Annotated in this window: 16 protein-coding genes; 4 read left to right on the top strand and 12 right to left on the bottom strand. The window is 63.7% G+C overall.

Annotation, left to right across the window (positions count from 1 at the left end):
• Nucleotides 1–49 precede the first annotated feature (49 nt).
• Together meaB and scpA are read right to left on the bottom strand one after the other, a co-directional pair.
• Nucleotides 50–1,051 carry a methylmalonyl Co-A mutase-associated GTPase MeaB gene (meaB, locus tag QZ656_RS04895; protein ID WP_291992631.1) on the bottom strand — a complete coding sequence of 334 codons (1,002 nt, stop codon included), beginning with the start codon at nt 1,049–1,051 and terminating at the stop codon, nt 50–52.
• Nucleotides 1,052–1,082: 31 nt separating this feature from the next.
• Entirely contained in the window at nt 1,083–3,254 is a 2,172-nt protein-coding gene (scpA, locus tag QZ656_RS04890) for a methylmalonyl-CoA mutase (RefSeq protein ID WP_291992333.1), read from the bottom strand.
• A 200-nt stretch (nt 3,255–3,454) separates the two neighbouring features.
• Here scpA and QZ656_RS04885 point away from each other — a divergent pair, with 200 nt between their 5' ends.
• Together QZ656_RS04885 and QZ656_RS04880 are read left to right on the top strand one after the other, a co-directional pair.
• Nucleotides 3,455–4,126 (top strand): GntR family transcriptional regulator, encoded by a 672-nt coding sequence (locus QZ656_RS04885; protein ID WP_291992332.1) that lies wholly within the window; start codon nt 3,455–3,457, stop codon nt 4,124–4,126.
• Complete coding sequence (locus tag QZ656_RS04880) at nt 4,123–4,902, top strand: enoyl-CoA hydratase-related protein (RefSeq protein ID WP_291992331.1); 780 nt, start codon at nt 4,123–4,125, stop codon at nt 4,900–4,902. The genes QZ656_RS04885 and QZ656_RS04880 overlap by 4 nt, the downstream gene beginning before the upstream one ends.
• A 9-nt stretch (nt 4,903–4,911) precedes the next feature.
• On the opposite strand, the gene QZ656_RS04875 is transcribed toward QZ656_RS04880, so the two are convergent.
• From QZ656_RS04875 to QZ656_RS04860, 4 genes are all read right to left on the bottom strand, one after another.
• Nucleotides 4,912–5,712: a sulfite exporter TauE/SafE family protein gene (locus QZ656_RS04875; RefSeq protein ID WP_291992330.1), complete on the bottom strand. Its 801-nt coding sequence runs from the start codon at nt 5,710–5,712 to the stop codon at nt 4,912–4,914.
• A gap of 126 nt (nt 5,713–5,838) precedes the next feature.
• A complete protein-coding gene (gene rfbD / locus QZ656_RS04870; RefSeq protein WP_291992329.1) occupies nt 5,839–6,735 on the bottom strand; it encodes a dTDP-4-dehydrorhamnose reductase in 897 nt (298 codons plus the stop codon).
• A complete protein-coding gene (gene rfbB / locus QZ656_RS04865; protein ID WP_291992328.1) occupies nt 6,732–7,799 on the bottom strand; it encodes a dTDP-glucose 4,6-dehydratase in 1,068 nt (355 codons plus the stop codon). Before rfbB ends, rfbD begins: the two co-directional genes overlap by 4 nt.
• A gap of 84 nt (nt 7,800–7,883) precedes the next feature.
• Nucleotides 7,884–9,305: a mannose-1-phosphate guanylyltransferase/mannose-6-phosphate isomerase gene (locus QZ656_RS04860; protein ID WP_291992327.1), complete on the bottom strand. Its 1,422-nt coding sequence runs from the start codon at nt 9,303–9,305 to the stop codon at nt 7,884–7,886.
• A 222-nt stretch (nt 9,306–9,527) separates the two neighbouring features.
• Between QZ656_RS04860 and waaC the strand changes: the two genes are divergently transcribed.
• Both waaC and waaA read left to right on the top strand, forming a co-directional pair.
• Nucleotides 9,528–10,481 carry a lipopolysaccharide heptosyltransferase I gene (gene waaC, locus QZ656_RS04855; protein ID WP_291992326.1) on the top strand — a complete coding sequence of 318 codons (954 nt, stop codon included), beginning with the start codon at nt 9,528–9,530 and terminating at the stop codon, nt 10,479–10,481.
• Complete coding sequence (gene waaA / locus QZ656_RS04850; RefSeq protein ID WP_291992325.1) at nt 10,481–11,755, top strand: lipid IV(A) 3-deoxy-D-manno-octulosonic acid transferase; 1,275 nt, start codon at nt 10,481–10,483, stop codon at nt 11,753–11,755. The genes waaC and waaA overlap by 1 nt, the downstream gene beginning before the upstream one ends.
• On the opposite strand, the gene QZ656_RS04845 is transcribed toward waaA, so the two are convergent.
• The 6 genes from QZ656_RS04845 to QZ656_RS04820 form a co-directional block, all read right to left on the bottom strand.
• The gene (locus tag QZ656_RS04845) at nt 11,730–13,037 is read right to left on the bottom strand and encodes a TolC family outer membrane protein (RefSeq protein ID WP_366522103.1); all 1,308 of its coding nucleotides are present in this window, start codon (nt 13,035–13,037) and stop codon (nt 11,730–11,732) included. The genes waaA and QZ656_RS04845 overlap by 26 nt on opposite strands.
• Nucleotides 13,038–13,088: 51 nt before the next feature.
• Nucleotides 13,089–13,442 (bottom strand): rhodanese-like domain-containing protein, encoded by a 354-nt coding sequence (locus QZ656_RS04840; RefSeq protein ID WP_291992323.1) that lies wholly within the window; start codon nt 13,440–13,442, stop codon nt 13,089–13,091.
• Between the two features lie 15 nt (nt 13,443–13,457).
• On the bottom strand, nt 13,458–14,111 hold the full coding sequence (locus QZ656_RS04835; protein ID WP_291992630.1) for a protein-L-isoaspartate O-methyltransferase: 654 nt from the start codon (nt 14,109–14,111) through the stop codon (nt 13,458–13,460).
• Between the two features lie 258 nt (nt 14,112–14,369).
• On the bottom strand, nt 14,370–14,636 hold the full coding sequence (rpsT, locus tag QZ656_RS04830; protein WP_291992322.1) for a 30S ribosomal protein S20: 267 nt from the start codon (nt 14,634–14,636) through the stop codon (nt 14,370–14,372).
• A 180-nt stretch (nt 14,637–14,816) separates the two neighbouring features.
• A complete protein-coding gene (locus tag QZ656_RS04825; protein ID WP_291992321.1) occupies nt 14,817–15,998 on the bottom strand; it encodes a porin in 1,182 nt (393 codons plus the stop codon).
• Between the two features lie 362 nt (nt 15,999–16,360).
• Nucleotides 16,361–17,575, bottom strand: coding sequence for a porin (locus QZ656_RS04820; protein ID WP_291992320.1), 1,215 nt, complete (start codon nt 17,573–17,575; stop codon nt 16,361–16,363).
• Nucleotides 17,576–17,695: the final 120 nt, after the last annotated feature.

Raw genomic sequence — 17,695 nt, 5'->3', positions numbered from 1 at the left:
AATCAGAACTACTCAAACAAGCCGGGCAATCCTGGCCCGACTCCTGCAATCAGTGTTTCAGAAACGCCAGCAGCCTGGCCGCGGCCGCGCCGGGCGTCGTCCGCCCTTCGGCGACATCGGCCGACAGTTCCGGCAGCGCGGCGCGCACCGCCGCATGGCTGCGGAAATCGCGGCGCAGGCCAGAGTCGATCAGGCTCCACATCCAGTCGACCGCCTGCCGGCGGCGCTTTTGCTCGAATTCGCCGCTGGTGCTCATGGTTTTCTGGTAGCGCTCGATTTCGGCCCAGAACTCGGCGATGCCGCGCTTGGCCAGCGCGCTGACGGTGAGCACCGGTGGCCGCCAGTTGGGGCTGGCGCTGCGCAGCATGGTCAGCGCCGCCTTCATCTGGCCGCGGGCAAAGGCCGCGGCGCGCTCGTCGATGTCGGCCTTGTTGAAGACCACCATGTCGGCGATCTCGACGATGCCCTTCTTGATTGCCTGCAGGTCATCGCCCTGGTTGGGCAGTTGCAACAGCACGAAGGCGTCGACCATGCCGGCGACGGTCGTTTCGGACTGACCGACGCCGACGGTCTCGACGATGATCACGTCAAAGCCGCCTGCCTCGCAAAGCAGCATCGCTTCGCGCGTCTTGTCGGCGACGCCGCCGAGCGATCCCGACGACGGGCTGGGACGGATGAAAGCCTCGTCGCGCTGGCAGAGCAACTCCATGCGCGTCTTGTCGCCGAGGATCGAGCCACCGGAAACCGACGATGAGGGGTCGACGGCAAGCACCGCCACGCGCTTGCCAGCGTCGATCAGATGGATGCCGAGTGACTCGATGAAAGTTGACTTGCCGGCGCCTGGCGCGCCGGAAATGCCGACCCGGATGGTCTGCCCGGTGTGCGGCAGCAAGGCCGTAAGCACCTGCCGAGCGCGCCGCTGGTGATCGCTGCGCGTCGACTCGACGAGGGTGATGGCTTTGGCCAGCGGCCGTCGCCGACCGGCGAGAACGCCGTCGACGAGGTGCTGGTCTGCTGGAGCCATGGCTGGGGCGGTTGATTTGTGGGTCATATCCATGCTTGACAGCTGGTCTTCGGCTTGCTCAGGCGCTGGCGGCGCGCGCTTTGCGGATTTCGGCCAGGACGGTCATCGCCGAGTCCTCGATGCGCGTTCCCGGCCCGAAAATGGCCTTGGCGCCCGACTTGAAGAGGAAGTCGTAGTCCTGCGCCGGGATGACGCCGCCGGCGAAGACGATGATGTCGTCGGCGCCCTGATCCTTGAGCGCCTTGACCAGCGCCGGCAGCAAGGTTTTGTGTCCGGCGGCGAGCGACGAGACGCCAACTGCGTGCACGTCGTTTTCAATCGCCAGACGGGCAGCTTCTTCGGGGGTCTGGAAGAGCGGACCAACGTCAATGTCGAAACCGAGGTCGGCAAAAGCGGTGGCGACGACTTTGGCGCCACGGTCGTGGCCGTCCTGGCCGAGCTTGGCGACCATGATCCGCGGCCGACGGCCTTCGTCCTCATTGAACTTGTTGATCTCGGCTTTCAGCGTTTCCCAACTCGAGATGCCGTCAAGCACGGCGCCGTAGACGCCCGAGACGGTCTGTTGCGTGGCGCGGAAACGTCCGAAGATCTTCTCCATCGCGTCGGAGACTTCGCCGACCGAAGCGCGCAGGCGCATGGCCTTGACCGTCAGGTCGAGGAGGTTGCCTTCGCCGGTTTCGGCGCAACGCGTCAGCTCAGCCAAGGCGGCGTTGACCTGCTCGCTGTCGCGGGCGTCGCGCATCGTCTTGAGACGGGCAATCTGCGAATCGCGGACGGCGTTGTTGTCGATGTCGCGGATCTCGAGGTCGTCCTGCTTGGCCAGCTTGTATTTGTTCACACCAACGATCACGTCCTTGCCGGAATCGATGCGTGCCTGCTTGTCGGCCGCGCAGGCTTCGATCTTCATTTTTGCCCAGCCGGATTCGACGGCGTGCGTCATGCCGCCCATGCTGTCGACTTCCTCGATGATCTTCCAGGCCTCGTCGGCGAGGTCCTGCGTTAGTCGCTCCATCATGTACGAGCCAGCCCACGGGTCGATGACGTTGGTGATGTGCGTTTCTTCCTGGATCACCAGCTGCGTGTTGCGCGCGATGCGCGACGAGAATTCCGTCGGCAGGGCGATTGCCTCGTCGAGAGCATTGGTGTGCAGCGACTGCGTGCCACCAAAAACCGCGGCCATTGCTTCAATGGTCGTCCGCACGACGTTGTTGTAGGGGTCCTGCTCGGTCAGCGACCACCCCGAGGTCTGGCAGTGCGTGCGCAACATGCTCGACTTGGGACTCTTCGGCTCGAACTCCTGCATCGCTTTCCACCACAGCAGGCGGGCGGCGCGCAGCTTGGCGACTTCGAGATAGAAGTTCATGCCGATGGCGAAGAAGAACGACAGTCGGCCGGCAAAGGCATCGACGTCGAGGCCGGAAGCGATTGCCGTGCGCACGTAGTCGCGACCGTCGGCAATGGTGAATGCCAGTTCGAGCGCCTGCGTCGCACCGGCTTCCTGCATGTGATAACCCGAAATCGAGATCGAGTTGAACTTCGGCATGTGCTGCGCGGTGTAGCCAATGATGTCGGAGATGATCTTCATCGACGGTTTCGGCGGGTAAATGTAGGTGTTGCGGACCATGAACTCCTTGAGGATGTCGTTCTGGATGGTCCCCGAGAGTTTGTCCTGCGGCACGCCCTGCTCTTCGGCGGCAACGATGTAGCCGGCGAGAATCGGCAGCACGGCGCCGTTCATGGTCATCGACACCGAGACCTTCTCGAGCGGGATGCTGTCGAAGAGGATTTTCATGTCTTCGACCGAGTCGATCGCCACGCCAGCCTTGCCGACGTCGCCGGTGACGCGCGGATGGTCGGAGTCGTAGCCACGGTGGGTGGCCAGATCGAAGGCTACCGAGACGCCCTGACCGCCAGCGGCCAGCGCTTTGCGATAGAAAGCGTTCGAAGCTTCAGCGGTGGAGAAGCCGGCGTACTGACGAATGGTCCATGGCCGGCCGGTGTACATCGTCGCCTGCGGACCGCGGACGAAAGGAGCAAGGCCCGGCAGGGTATCGGTGTAGGGCAGCCCATCGAGGTCCTGGCGGGTGTACAGAGGCTTGACGACGACACCTTCGGGCGTCACCCAATTCAGGCTATCGAGTTCGGCACCGCGCAGAGCTTTGGCGGCGGCTTTTTTCCAGGCATCAAGGCTGGCTGAATCGGCTGGTGCGGGATTGTTCGCGTTGGACATGACGGAGCCTTTCACGGAATCTGTGGAATGAGTTGGGGTTGTCGTCAGGGACGACGCAAGGATTATACCGACCCAGAGCGGCGTAATCGCTCAAGGGCGCTTTAAAGCTTGACACTCCTGTCAACGAATAATACTGTATCCATAATTATGAACGCAAGGTCTCGCGGGGGGCCTTGAACGAATCAGCGAAGAAGAGATCGATGGATCCGAGTCAAATAGCCCAGACTGCCCTCTACCAGGAAGTCGCTGAAAGACTACGGCAGCGAATTTTTTCGCACGAGTTGCCGCCGGGAACGCGCATCGACGAGCAGGCCTTGACGGTTGATTACGGGATCAGCCGGACGCCGCTGCGCGAAGCGCTGAAGGTTCTGGCTGGCGAGGGGCTGGTGACCTTGCGGCCACGCCGCGGCTGCTTTGTCACCGAGGTCTCGGAGCAGGATCTCGACGACATCTTCCCCTTGATGGCGATGCTCGAAGCGCGCTGTGCGCTGGAAGCGACCAGGCGTGCGCAGCCCGAGGATCTTGCTCGACTGGACGCGATCCACGCCGAGCTCGAGCACTTTGCCGGCAGCAACGAGATCAAGCGTTTCTTCGAGGCGAACCAGGAGTTTCACTTCCAGATCCAGGAGCTGTCGGGGAATCGCCGGCTCCGACAGGTGATTCAGGATTTGCGCAAGGTGCTCAAGCTGACGCGCCTGTTTTCGCTGAGCATCGACGGCCGTCTGCGGCAGTCGCTCGCCGAGCACGCGGTCATTCTGGCGGCAATCAAGGCTGGCGACGCGCTGGCTGCGCAGACGGCGATGCACGATCATATTCTGTCGGGACGGCAGGCGCTGGCCAGGAGTCACGCGCATCAGGAGTCGCTGCCGTGAGCGGTCGCGTGTTTTGCCGCCGGGAAGCGACGATCGCCACCGTGACACTATCAAATCCCGAAAAACGCAACGCCATCGACCTGGCAATGTGGCAGAGCCTGGCGGCGATCATCGCCGATCTGTCGGCCGACGAGGGCTTGCGCTGCGTGCTCGTTCGCGGTGCGGGCGAGCAGGCTTTCGCCGCTGGCGGTGACCTCGAGGAATTCGTGAGCAAACGCGCCACCCTGGAGCAGGCGATGGCCTACCACGGCCAGGCGGGGGCGGCGCTGCAGGCGCTGTTCGACTGTCGTCACCCGACCATCGCGCTGGTGCAGGGGGCGTGTATCGGCGGCGGTCTGGAGGTCGCCGCGCAGTGTGACCTGCGCATCTGCAGCGAGTCGTCGCGCTTCGGTGCGCCGATCAACAGGCTCGGCTTCTCGATGTATCCCGCAGAAATGGCTGGCCTGCTGCGTCTTGCCGGCCCGGCAACGGTACTCGAGCTGCTGCTCGAAGGCCGCATCCTCGACTCGTCCGAAGCGCTGGCCAAGGGCCTAGTCAGTCGTGTTGTCGCCGACGATGCGGTGGTCGATGAGGCTTACGCCAGTGCTCGTCGAATTTGTGCCGGCGCGCCGCTGGTCGCTCGCTGGCACAAGCAGTGGGTGCGGCGGCTGCAGGACGAGCGGCCGCTGGAGCCGCAGGAGCTACGGGCCTCCTTCGCCTTTCTCGATACCGACGACTATCGTGAGGGGCTGGCGGCCTTCCTCGAAAAGCGGCAGCCGACTTTCCACGGCCGCTGAGCGCGCTCGCTAGGCGAACAGACCCCAGGCCATCTTCGCCGCCAGCACGATCAGGATGCCGGCAAAGAGACGTTTCAGAGTGGCCACCGGCAAGCGGTGTGCCAAGCGCGCGCCGAGCGGCGCAATCAGCATGCTCGACGGCACCAACCAGAGCAGCGCCGGCAGGTAGACGTAACCGAGACTCCCCGGCGGAAGCCCGGCGTGCCCCCAACCATTGAAGATGTAACCCAGCGAGCCGCCGACGGCGATCGGAAAGCCGACCGCGGCGGAAGTCGCGATGGCATTCTGCACGCGCACGTTGCACCAGGTCAGGAAGGGGACGGTGAGTGAGCCGCCGCCGATGGCGACCAGCGCCGAGAGCGCGCCGATGCCGGTGCCGACGCCAAACACGCCGAGCGCACCGGGCAATTCGCGCGCTGGTTTGGGCTTCAGGCCGAAGATCATCTGCGCGGCAACCAGGCAGACGAAAGCGGTGAAAAACAAGGCCAGCGGTTTCGACGGAATGCTGCCGGCGAACAGCGTGCCGACCAGCGTGCCGATGAGAATTCCCGGCGTGATCTGCACGACGACCGACCACAGCACGGCGCCGTGCTGGTGGTGCGCGCGCACGCTGGCCAGCGCCGTGAAGATGATCGCCGCCATTGACGTACCGAGCGCCAGATGCAGCACCTCCGCCGCGGGAAAACCGGCCTGCGCGGCGAACATCATGGTCAATGTCGGGACCATCACCAGGCCGCCGCCGATGCCGAGCATGCCGGCGAAAAAGCCGCCAAACAAACCCAGCGCGATATATGCCAGCCACCAGACCACGATTGACTCCCTTCAGGACCTGTGCATCAGACGTCAGATGATCCCACGATTCGCCGCGTCAACGAGCGCGCGCCGATCAATCTGCGTCCATGCATGGCGGGCGCAGCGATCAGCTGATTTTCCTGCTCAGTCGTCGAGAACCTCGGTCAGCATGCGGTCGACGCCGACTTGCCATTCCGGCAGTCGCAGGTCGAAGGCTGCCTGCAGCTTGCGCGTATCCAGGCGCGAGTTATGCGGGCGCGGCGCCGGCAGGGGATAGGCGCTGCTCGGCACGGCTTCGATTGCTGCCGCTGCGACGCGGATCGGCTGCCCGGTCTGGCGGGCGAAGTCGATGACGTGCCGGGCGTAGCCGTGCCAGCTGGTTTCGCCAGCGGCGACCAGATGGTAGAGGCCGGCTAGCCCGGCTTGTCGCCGGACGCGGCGAATGGCGTGCGCGGTGACGTCGGCCAGCAGCTCGGCGCTGGTCGGTGCGCCAATCTGATCGGCGATGACCTTGAGCTGCTCGCGTTCGCTCGCCAGGCGCAGCATCGTGCGGGCGAAGTTGTTGCCACGCGCCGCGTAGACCCAACTCGTCCGAAAGATCAAATGGCGTTCGCAGCCGGCAACGGCGTGCTCGCCGGCGAGCTTGCTCCGCCCATAAACGCTGAGCGGAGCCGTCGCGTCGTCCTCGTGCCACGGTCTATCACCGCTGCCGTCGAAAACGTAATCGGTCGAGTAGTGCACCAGCCAGGCGCCGAGGCGCGCGGCTTCCGCGGCGAGGACCCCGGGCGCCAGCGCGTTGAGCGTTGTCGCCAGTTCGGGTTCCGACTCGGCGCGGTCGACCGCGGTATGCGCGGCGGCGTTGACGATGACGTCCGGCGCGACCGCGCGAACGGTCGCGGCCAGGCCGGCGAGATCGCTGAAGTCGCCGCACAGCTGGCCGTCACCTTCGTGATCGAGAGCGACGATCTGCCCGAGCGGCGCCAGGCTGCGTTGCAACTCCCAGCCGACCTGTCCGCGTTTGCCGAAAATAAGGATCTTCATTCCTGGCGCTCGCCGTAGTTCTTCTCGACCCAGTCGCGATAGTTGCCTGACTGCACGTTGCTGACCCACTGCTGGTTGTTCAGATACCAGTGTACCGTCTTGCGGATGCCGGTGGCGAAGGTCTCGGCGGGCTTCCAGCCGAGTTCCCGCTCGATCTTGCGCGCGTCGATCGCGTAGCGGCGATCGTGCCCCGGGCGGTCGGCGACGGTGGTGATCTGTTCGCTGTAGGGCTTGCCGTCGGCGCGCGGGCGAAGCTCGTCGAGCAGGCTGCAAACGGTATGCACGATGTCCAGGTTGGGCTTTTCGTTCCAGCCGCCGACGTTATACGTCTCGCCCGGCCGCCCGGCCTCAAGGACGCGCCGGATGGCGCTGCAGTGATCGGTGACGTACAGCCAGTCGCGAATCTGCTGGCCATCGCCATAGACCGGCAAAGGCTTGCCAGCGAGCGCATTGACGATCATCAGCGGAATCAACTTCTCGGGGAAATGGTAGGGTCCGTAGTTGTTCGAACAGTTGGTCGTCAGCACCGGCAGGCCGTAGGTGTGATGATAGGCGCGGACCAGATGGTCGCTGGCGGCCTTGCTTGCCGAGTAAGGGCTGTTCGGTTCGTAGGCGTGCGTTTCACTGAAAGCCGGCTCGTCGTTGCGCAGCGAACCATACACTTCGTCGGTAGACACGTGCAGAAAGCGGAAGGCCTGCCTGGCTCCGTCAGCGAGCGATCCCCAGTAGGCGCGCGCCGCTTCGAGCAGGTGAAAGCTGCCGACGATGTTGGTCTGGATGAAGTCCTCCGGACCATGGATCGAGCGATCGACGTGCGACTCGGCGGCGAAGTTTACGATCGCGCGCGGCTGGTACTGCGCCAGCACGCGGCTGCTCAGCTGGCTGTCGCCGATGTCTCCGTGAATGAAGACGTGCCGCTGGTCGTTGGCCAGCGCTGCGAGATTCTCGCGATTGCCGGCATACGTCAGTTTGTCGAGGTTGATGACTGTTTCGTCGCTTTGAGCCAGCCAGTCGAGAACGAAGTTTGCTCCGATGAAGCCGGCGCCGCCGGTAACCAGGATCATGTGCAGCCCTTTCAAGTGTCGCGGTGGGTGGTCGTGCGGGCGAGGCGATTCAGCGCCTGCGCACGGGGCTCCAAACGTCATCGACTAGCGGCCGTAGCTGTCATCCAGTCGGACGATGTCATCCTCACCGAGGTAGCTGCCGGACTGCACCTCGACCATTTCCAGGTCGATCCGGCCCGGGTTTTCCAGGCGATGAACGACGCCGAGCGGGATGTACGTCGATTGGTTCTCGGAGAGCAGCAGCGACTCGTCGCCGCGCACGATCGCCGCGGTGCCCTTGACGACGATCCAGTGTTCGGCACGATGGTGATGCTTCTGCAGGCTCAGGCTGGCGCCGGCTTTGACCACGATGCGCTTGACCTGATAGCGGGGGCCGTGCGCGACGCCTTCGTAGCTACCCCAGGGGCGGTGCACGATGTGCCGGAATTCGGTCTCGTCGCGTCCCGAGCCTTTCAGTTTCTCGACCAGCTCCTTGACCTCCTGCGCCTTTGACTTGTCGGCGACCAGCACGGCGTCGGGAGTGGCGACGACGATCAGGTTGGTGACGCCGATGGTCGCCAGCAAGCGCCCTTCGGACAACAGGATCGAGTCGCGGGTGTCGATGCTGAGCACGTCGCCGCGCTGAGTATTGCCCTGGCCATCGGCGAGACCGAGACCGGCCAGCGCGTCCCAGGCGCCGATATCGTTCCAGCCGGCGTCGAGCGGGATGACGACGCCATGCTCGGTCTTTTCCATCACGGCATAGTCGATCGATTTCGATGGGCTGGCAACGAAAGCGGCGCGATCAAGGCGTACGAAGTCGAGGTCGCAGCGCTCGCTGCTCACCGCGGCGGTGACGCACTCGCGGATAGCCGGCGCAAAGCGGTCGAGTGCCTCCAGGTAGGTGTCGGCGCGGAACAGGAACATGCCGCTGTTCCAGAAATAGTCGCCAGAATCGAGATAGGCTTGCGCGGTCTCGGCGTCGGGCTTTTCGACAAAGCGATCGAGTGCGTAGCCACCGGCGACGGTGTCGCCGCGGCGGATGTAGCCGTAGCCCGTTTCCGGGCGGTCAGCGACGACGCCAAAGGTCACCAGAGCACCCTCGCTGGCGTGCGGAATCGCCTTTCTGACGGCGTCCTGAAAAGCCGCGACGTTGGTGATGACATGGTCAGAGGGCAGCACCAGGAGCAGGGGGGGCGCTTGCTGATCGCCTGGCGGCATGCTGTGCACGGCCGCTGCAGCGACCGCCGGAGCCGTGTTGCGTGCCGCCGGTTCGAGCAGGATATCGGCCTTCAAACCGATCTCGAGCAGCTGTTCGGCGACCAGGAAACGGTGGTTTTCGTTGGCTACGGCAATCGTCACGCCGAGTCCTGCGAGGCCTTCGAGGCGCCGCACGGTATTCTGCAGCAGCGAGAAATCATCGACCAGACGGAGGAATTGCTTCGGATAATGCGTTCGCGACAGCGGCCACAAACGCGTCCCCGAGCCTCCACAGAGGATTACGGGGCGAATGACAGGGGTGTTCATCGGTGCGGTCTCCAGTCGGCGCAGCCTCGCCGCGAGCGGATTCGGGAGGCGGCATTATAGCGCTGTGACTCGCTGCCAGTCTTGACCGCGAGCGGTGGCGGGCGCGGCGGGTGCAGACGTACCGAGAGCTCTTGCCGGCGCGCGAGACAGACGGCTGCTCGTGGCATCTCCTATAATGCGTACTTGCTGCCTCTCGTTCTGCTTCCCACCATTGGTCCACCGATGCGCATCCTATTGGTAAAAACCTCGTCGCTCGGTGACGTAGTGCACAATCTGCCGGTGGTCAGCGACCTGCGCCACAATTTTCCGGAAGCGAAAATCGACTGGTGCGTCGAGGAAGTCTTTGCCGATATCCCGCGTTTGCACCCGGGCGTAGACCAGGTCATCCCGGTGGCCGTTCGCCGCTGGCGCAAGCACCTCGGCCAACTCGGCAGCTGGCGCGAACTGCGCGACTTCCGGCGACGAATCGGCGAGCAGGACTACGATGTCGTGCTCGATACGCAGGGCTTGCTGAAGAGCGCGCTGATTGCCAGGCAAGCCCGCGGCCGGCGCTGCGGCTACGCCGCCGAGGTCGCCCGCGAACCGTTCGCTGCGCGTTTCTACGATGCGACCTTCGTCATTCCGCGCAATGTGCACGCCGTACAACGCAACCGTTGGCTCGCCGCTGCCGCTTTCGACTATCACCTCGGCCTGCCACTCGATTACGGCGTCGCTTCGCCAGAGCTGGACGTCGCGGCGTGCGCCGACGGCGCGTCGGTTGTCCTGTTGACGGCCACCAGTCGTGACGACAAGCTGTGGGACGAAGAGCGCTGGTGCGCGGTCGGCCAGGCGCTGCTCGAGCGTGGACTGACGCCGGTCCTGCCGGCGGGCAGTGCGTCTGAGCGCCAGCGCGCCGAGCGAATCGCGGCGACGCTGGCGCGCGCCGTCGTGCCGCCGCCGCTGAATTTGCGGCAGTTGGCAGCGCTGCTGGCGCGTGCCAGTCTGACGATCGGTGTCGATACCGGTCTGGTGCACCTGGCGGCAGCCTTGCGGGTGCCGGTCGTCGCCCTGTACGTGGCCACCGAGCCGTCGCTGACCGGCGTCTGCGGGACTGGTTTTGCGCGCAATCTCGGCTGCAGCGGCGCGCCTCCGTCGGTCGAGGAGGTGCTGGCGGTCGCCGCGCAGGCTCTGCGCTGATGGCTCGCCTGCTCTATTCGCTGCTCTTCTACCTGGCGATGCCGCTGGTTTGGCTACGGCTGCTCTGGCGGGCTCGCCGGCAGCCCGAGTATCTGCAGCATCTGGGTGAGCGGCACGGGTTCTACCGCCAGCGTCCAGCGCGCCCGCTGATCTGGCTGCACGCTGTCTCGGTCGGCGAGACCCGCGCCGCCGAGCCGCTGATTGACGCTCTGCTGCACGCCTACCCGGCGCACGGCCTGCTGTTGACGCAGATGACGCCGACCGGCCGAGCCAGTGCGCAGGCGCTGCTGGCGAGGTTTCCGGAGCGGCTGACGCAGGTCTACCTGCCCTACGATCTGCCGGCCGCCTGCGCGCGCTTCCTCGAGCACTTCCAGCCGCAGCTCGGGCTACTGATGGAAACCGAGCTATGGCCCAACCTGATCGACGCGGCCAGGCGACGTCGCTTGCCGCTGCTGCTGATAAACGCCCGGTTGTCGGTCCGTTCGCAGCGTGGCTACGCGCGCCTGGCGAGTCTGATGCAGCCGGCACTGGCGTCGCTGAGCGCGCTTGCTGCACAGACCGCTGGCGACGCCGAGCGCTTGCAGCAGCTCGGCGCACACCAGCCGGTGGTCTGCGGGAACCTGAAGTTCGATGTCGTGCCAGCGGCCGACATGCTGCAGTTGGGTGCCAGCTGGCGGCTGGCGCTCGGTCAGCGTCCGGTGTGGCTGCTGGCCAGCAGCCGTGAAGGAGAGGAAGCGCTGGTCCTCGAGGCTTTCGCGGCGCTGCGCATCCCGGACTTGTTGTTGCTCGTGGTGCCGCGGCACCCGCAACGATTTGCCGAGCTTGCCGGGCTTGTCGCCGGGCGTCGGCTGGCTTTTTGCCGAAGAAGTTCGGGTGTGCTGCCGAGCGCCGAGACGCAGGTCTGGCTGGGCGACAGCATGGGCGAAATGGCCGCGTACTATGCGCTGGCGAATGTGGCGCTGATCGGCGGCACGCTGCTGCCCTTCGGTGGCCAGAACCTGATAGAGGCGGCGGCCTGCGGCTGCCCGGTTCTGCTCGGACCGCACACTTTCAACTTTGCGCAAGCCAGCGAAGACGCCATCACGTGCGGCGCAGCGCAGCGGGTAGCCGACGCCGCCGAGGCCGCGGCAGTGGTCGGCGAACTACTCAGGGAGCCGCGACGACTGCTGGCGATGCGCGACGCGGCGACGCATTTCAGTCAGGCGCACCGCGGCGCGACGGCGCGCACGCTGGCGTTGATCGCGTCGATCATGGCGCCTCGAAAAGCGTGTTGATCCGCTCCAGGTCGGCTTCGCCGAGCGCGCCGACAGCCGCCTTCAGCTTGAGCTGCGCGAGCAGCGTATCGAAACGCGTCTTGGCGAGGTCTCGCCGGGTCACGTAGACCTGGTTTTCGGCGTTGAGGACGTCGATGTTGATGCGCACGCCGACTTCGTAACCGAGCCGGTTCGATTCCAGTGAGCTGAGGCCAGACACCAGCGCCGCTTCCAGCGCGCGCACGCCAGCCAGGCCGTTAACCACGCCGAGGTACGACTGGCGCGCGCCGAGCGCCGAGCTGCGCTTGGCGTTGTCCAGCGCCGCCTGTTCGGCGTCACGTTTGGCTACGGCTTCGCGAGTCTTCGAGTTGACGGCGCCGCCCTGAAAAATAGGGATGTTGAGCTGCACGCCGATCTGGTTCGTCGTGTTGTCGATCGAGCCGACGCCGAACTGGCCAGGGCCGTTGTTCTGGTTGTAGTTGGCAACCAGGTCGACCGTCGGGTAATGACCCGCCTTGTTGATCTCGATGGCCTTGGCGGCCGCCTCGGTGGCGGCTTGCTGGGCCTGCACGACAAAACTGTCGCGTTCGGCGGCATCGACCCACTGCTCCATATTTGCCGGTTGCGGGGGCTCCATGACCGCCTTCGGCTTCAGACGGTTCAGTTCGCCCGGGTCCTTGCCGATCAGCACGCGCAGCGCGTAACGTTTCACTTCAAGCTCGTTCTCGGCGGCGATTTCCTGCGCTGTCGCCAGGTCGAAGCGCGACTGTGATTCGTAGGTGTCGGTAATGGTCGACACGCCGACCTCGAAGTTCTTCTTGGCTTGCGCGAGTTGTTGCGCGATTGATGCCTTGTTGGCCTGCACGGCGCGCAGGTTTTCGATCCCGAAAAGTACGTCAAAGTAAGCCTGCGCGACGCGAACTATCAGGTCCTGCCCGGCCTGCGCCAGGTTCGCCTCGGTCTGCATCACGAGCAGCTTCGACTGGTCGTACTGGACGAAATTCTGCCAGCGAAACAGGGGTTGAGTGAGGTTAACGCCGTAGCTATTGCTGTTGTACTTGTTGCTGTACGAGTCTTTGAGCGTATCGACTCTGACCTTGTAGTCGGTGTTGTTCCAGAAGCTGTTGCCCGACAGTCCGACGGTTGGCAGCAAGCCGGCGAGCGCCTGCGGCTGTTTTTCGCGTCCTGCTTCGGCGGTCGCCCGCGCGGCGGCGTATTGCGCGTCGTAGACCAGCGCGTCGCGATAGACGTGCAGCAGGTCGGCGGCGGACGCGGGCAGTGCCGAGAACGCGGTGGCCAGCACGAGAGCAAATCGTCGAGTAGCGAATTTCACAGGCATGGCTCTAGCTCACTTTCAATATTTGCGCATCGCTGGATCAACGTCGCACGCCCAGGCGTCGACACCCCCTGCGAGATTGTAGATAGCCGCGAAGCCCTGGCGTTCGAGAAAACCGGCGACTTGTTGGCTGCGTACGCCGTGATGGCAGATCACCACGATATCGGCTTCAGGATCGAGATCATGGACTCGCGCCGGCAGCGTCTGCATGGGCAGCAGCAGCGAGTCGGCGAGGTGGCATAGCTCGTATTCCCAGGGTTCTCGTACGTCAAGCAGGAGCGGTCGCCGCGGCGACGCGTCTTCGGGGGTGTCCGGCGAGCGCGCGCTGGCCGTCAGCCACTGTGCCAACTCGATTGCCGAGAGCTGGTGCATGGCGTCGACCTGCGGTCAGAAGACGAAACGCTGGTGTTGCTGGGCAGAGCGGAGTGGCGCGATGAGCGTTTCGAAAACATTGATCGAATTGAACGCCTTCTCGCCGGTGCGGGTGACGATGCGGGCGTACATCACCGGTGCTTCGCCGACGAAGGCCGCAAGTCGTCCGCCGACCTTCAATTGCTGCAGGATTTGCTCGGGCAATTCGGGCAATGAGCCCGAGAGGACGATGACGTCGAAGGGACCCTGACTGGGCCAGCCCGCGGATGCGTCGCCGGTTTCGACGGCGACGTTGGCAACGTCTGCCTGCTGCAGGTTTCGTCTGGCGTTTTCGGCGAGTAGCGGATCGATCTCGACGCTATAGACAAATTCGGCCTTCGCCGCCAGAAGCGCTGCCATGAAGCCGCTACCGGCACCGACTTCAAGGACGATATCGGTATTCTTGATCGCCAGTTCCTGGAAGATACGCGCCTCGACCTTCGGTTGCAGCATCGTCTGACCGTTGCCAATCGGTAGTTCGATGTCGGCGAACGCCAGCGCACGGTGTGCGGCCGGCACAAAGTCTTCGCGCCTGACCGTGCCAAGAAGCCTGAGCACCTCGGGATCGAGAACCTGCCAGGGGCGGATCTGCTGCTCGATCATGTTGAAGCGCGCTTGTTCCATATCCATCGTCACCACGGGCATATCGTTCCTCATCAGCAAAGTACTATCAGCACGATCCGGCAATCCAGTTTCAGCGAGAAATTATACCCTTGTATATCCGCAGCGGGTCGCGCTGGATTGTCGTGCCGCAAGCAGCCGCCCTGGCCAGGGCGGCCATCGTCTGCTGGACGGCGGCGCTTCGGAAGCTCATGACAACGGGCAAAAAAACGGCGCCTCAAAGCGCCGTTGCAGCTATCGGACCAGAGGCCGATCTTACGGGCCGGTCTAGGCGGCGAGAACTTTGATCTGCGCCGAGAGGCGGCTCTTCTGGCGAGCGGCCTTGTTCTTGTGGATGATCTTCTTGTCGGCGATACGGTCGATCACCGCGACGGACTCCTGGAAAATGCTCTGAGCCGCAGCTTTGTCGCCGGCGATAATCGCTTTTTGCACGCGCTTGACGGCGGTGCGCAGCGTGGAGCGCAGGCCGGCGTTGTGGATGCGTTGCTTGACGCCTTGGCGAGCTCGCTTGCGAGCTTGTGCGCTATTGGCCATTGATGTTTGTTCCTATGAAAAGCTGCAGGTAGGTCGAAAGGCGAGCATCTTACAGAGTCTGCTGGCCTGGCGCAAGAGCGGCGGTTGCCGAGAGGTGACTTTGTGCTGCGGAGGCAGGCGCCGACGGGAAGAAAAAACGGGCGCGACGCGCCCGTTCCTCTTGCCCTGGGGAACGCGATATCAGAAACTGTGCATCAGGCCGGCGCCGATCACGTAGTTGCTCTGGCCTGCGGCACCAATGCCACTGTTTTCAAGGGTGCCGTTGTTTGCATACGAGGCAATGGGAACAATGATCGCCTGCCCGGGAATGGAATACTTGTCGTTGTTGAAGTAGCTGTACCCAGCGTACACCGCGGTGCGCTTCGAGAGCGGGTAGGTGTAATTCGTTCCGGCGCCCCAGCTGTCGCCGTCAGGCGCATTCTTGCGGTCGAGCGACAGCTTGCCGTAGCTCAGGGCGAGAGTGCCTGGGCCTACGGGTGCGGACACGCCAAGCGTCCACAGTTTGCTGTCTTCAAGCTGGTTACCATTGTTGGCCTTGAAACCGGTGTTGTTGTCGAGGGCCTGGTAGCTGGCAAAGGCTTTCACGACCTTGAAGTCGTAGGAGCCACCGAGGTACCATTCGTTGATGCTCTTGTCGCTACCCGACGCCTTGTATGGCGGTGGGTTAGCGTTGGGGAGGACAACGTTGGTGCGTGACTGGTAGACGGCGTCGAAGTTGATCGGGCCGTTGGCGTAGTTGACGCCGATGCCCGCTTTGCCGTTGTCGTAGACGCTGGTGTTGTTGTAGCCGCCCAGGTTGCTCTCGCCGAAGCCGTAGATGGCGCTGACGGTGAGGCCCGAGTAGTTGTTGCTGGTGTAGGTGACGGAGTTATTGAAGCGAGCCGGGCTGTTCGGCGTGATGGTCATTCCCGACAGGTAGCTCAGGCTGGATTGAATCGCCATGTCGGTCGCGTCGAGAGCGTCGTTGCGTGCTGCGGCGTTGAAACCTGGGGCGTACTGGCGACCGAGCGCGACGGTGCCGAGCTTGTCGCTGGCGAGGCCAACGAACTGCTGGCGGGCGTTGAGGCCACCGGTACCGATACCGTTGTTGGTATCGATGTCCAGCCCGTATTCAAGCGTGAAAACCGCTTTCAGGCCGTTACCGAGGGCTTCTTCGCCCTTGAAGCCGAGACGGTTGCCAGCGGCGATTCCCGAGGCGATACCGCTGAAGGTGTTGGTGCCGCCGCCCTGCGCCTTGCTGGCGCTGCCCGAGCTGTAGACATAACCGGCATCGACGACGCCGTAGATGGTGACGTTGCTCTGGGCAAGCGCGGTGCCCGACGCCAGGCTGGCAACGGCCAGTGCGATGAGTTTCTTTTGCATGGTGATCTCCTGTGGGTCGTACAGTCGTTAGGTCAAAAATCGGGTCAAATCTGCTTCGGCGAAGTGGCCTCGGTGAAGCGAAGCCCTGCTGCGAAGTTGTTGAGTGAAGTTTGCCAGCCAGCCAGGGGGTGGGCAAGCTTGGCGAGCGCTATTCGCTTGTCAATCGTCGGGATTGTTGGGTTTTTGCCACAGTCGCACAGGTGTGCTGTGCAACGCTGGGGCTCGCGACAAGGTGTTTGTAGAGCCGCGCGTGCAAAGGTCGCTGTCAGGGAATGGCGCGCATCGCGCGGGGTGGGCGGCAATGAGCCAAAAAAAACGGGCGCCGAAGCGCCCGTTTTCTGAAGCAGCTGACCGTCGTCAGATTAGAACGAGTGACGCAGGCCGGCCAGGAAGGTGTTGTTGTCTTCGTTGACCGCACCGATGCCGGAGACAACGGCGTTGGCGCTGCTGTTCTTGTCGTTGGCCATCCAGACGTAACCGGCGTACGCAGTGGTGCGCTTGGACAGTGCGGTTGTCCAGGCGACGCCAGCGCTCTGGCTCTTGTTGGTCAGGCCTCCGGTGCCAAACAGACCGCGGCTGCCCATGTCCCAATCAAGCTGTGCGTAGGTGAGCATGATGTTGCTGGCGGCCATGACCGGGATGTTGGCGCCGACCTGCCAGACGCTGTTGTCAAGATTGGCCAGGTTCTTGTCGTTCTGTTGTTGCCACGAACCCATGATCTTGACCATCTTGAAGTCATACGAACCGCCAACATAGTAGCTGTTGACGTCGGCGCCCGTGCCCATGACTGACCATGCACCGCTCGAACCACCCAATGGGTTGAGCGAGGCGTAGCCCGGAATCGACGCGTAGCTATAGGTCGATTGAGCGTTTTGCAGGCTCTGGTAAACCAGGTCGATGTTCAGGCCGCCATTGGCGTAGTTACCGCCGATACCGAACTGGCCGTTGTCGCTGGTGCCGGTGTTGTTGTAGCCACCACTGCTGTTTTCGCCGAAGCTGTAGATTGCCTTGGCGGTAAAGCCGCTCCAGTTGGGCGAGGTGTAGGCGATGGCGTTGTTCCAGCGCGCGTTGCTGCCGCCCTGGATGCTGTTGCCGGCCTGGGCGCTGAGAAGCGAAACGGGCGAGAAGGTGGCGCCGGCAAAGGCGTCATTGTTGATTTGCGCTTGGTAGCCAGGGGCGTACTGACGACCGAGCGAGGCGGTACCGAGTTTGTCGCTGGAGAGGCCGACGAACTGCTGGCGGGCATTGAGGTTGCCGGTGCTGCCGACGCCGGTATTGTTGTCGATGGCCAGCGAGTACTCAAGCGTGAAAACGGCTTTCAGGCCGTTGCCCAATGCTTCTTCGCCTTTGAAACCGAGGCGCGAACCGCTCAGCATTCCCGACTGAATGCCGCTGAAGGTGTTGGTGCCGTTGATGCCAACGCCAGGGCTACCAGCGACGCCGCGGGTGTTGCCGGGATCGCCTGAGCTGTAGACGTAGGCGGCGTCAGCAATGCCGTAGATGGTGACGTTGGTCTGAGCCAGAGCAGCGCCCGAGGCCAGGCCGGCAACTGCCAGCGCGATGATTTTCTTTTGCATGGTGAATCTCCTCTAGGTTTGCGATCAATGAATCCAACTGGTGCTTCATTAAACTGGGCCTCTCGGTACGGCGAGAAGTTGGAGCGATTGTGGCAAGCGCCGAGCGGCGCGGCAAGTTCC

It is taken from the genome of Candidatus Accumulibacter sp. ACC003, from assembly GCF_907163085.1.
GTDB lineage: Bacteria > Pseudomonadota > Gammaproteobacteria > Burkholderiales > Rhodocyclaceae > Accumulibacter.
Note: the sequence above shows the minus strand (reverse complement) of the source record. Positions and strands in the feature narration are given on the sequence as shown.

Coding starts and splice junctions, on each gene's coding strand:
- QZ656_RS04860 (WP_291992327.1), bottom strand. CDS start 9,305: ATGAACACCCCTGTCATTCGCCCCGTAATCCTCTGTGGAGGCTCGGGG.
- rpsT (WP_291992322.1), bottom strand. CDS start 14,636: ATGGCCAATAGCGCACAAGCTCGCAAGCGAGCTCGCCAAGGCGTCAAG.
- QZ656_RS04820 (WP_291992320.1), bottom strand. CDS start 17,575: ATGCAAAAGAAAATCATCGCGCTGGCAGTTGCCGGCCTGGCCTCGGGC.
- waaA (WP_291992325.1), top strand. CDS start 10,481: ATGGCTCGCCTGCTCTATTCGCTGCTCTTCTACCTGGCGATGCCGCTG.
- rfbB (WP_291992328.1), bottom strand. CDS start 7,799: ATGATCCTGGTTACCGGCGGCGCCGGCTTCATCGGAGCAAACTTCGTT.
- QZ656_RS04885 (WP_291992332.1), top strand. CDS start 3,455: ATGGATCCGAGTCAAATAGCCCAGACTGCCCTCTACCAGGAAGTCGCT.
- rfbD (WP_291992329.1), bottom strand. CDS start 6,735: ATGAAGATCCTTATTTTCGGCAAACGCGGACAGGTCGGCTGGGAGTTG.
- QZ656_RS04840 (WP_291992323.1), bottom strand. CDS start 13,442: ATGCACCAGCTCTCGGCAATCGAGTTGGCACAGTGGCTGACGGCCAGC.
- QZ656_RS04825 (WP_291992321.1), bottom strand. CDS start 15,998: ATGCAAAAGAAACTCATCGCACTGGCCGTTGCCAGCCTGGCGTCGGGC.
- meaB (WP_291992631.1), bottom strand. CDS start 1,051: ATGACCCACAAATCAACCGCCCCAGCCATGGCTCCAGCAGACCAGCAC.
- waaC (WP_291992326.1), top strand. CDS start 9,528: ATGCGCATCCTATTGGTAAAAACCTCGTCGCTCGGTGACGTAGTGCAC.
- QZ656_RS04835 (WP_291992630.1), bottom strand. CDS start 14,111: ATGGATATGGAACAAGCGCGCTTCAACATGATCGAGCAGCAGATCCGC.
- scpA (WP_291992333.1), bottom strand. CDS start 3,254: ATGTCCAACGCGAACAATCCCGCACCAGCCGATTCAGCCAGCCTTGAT.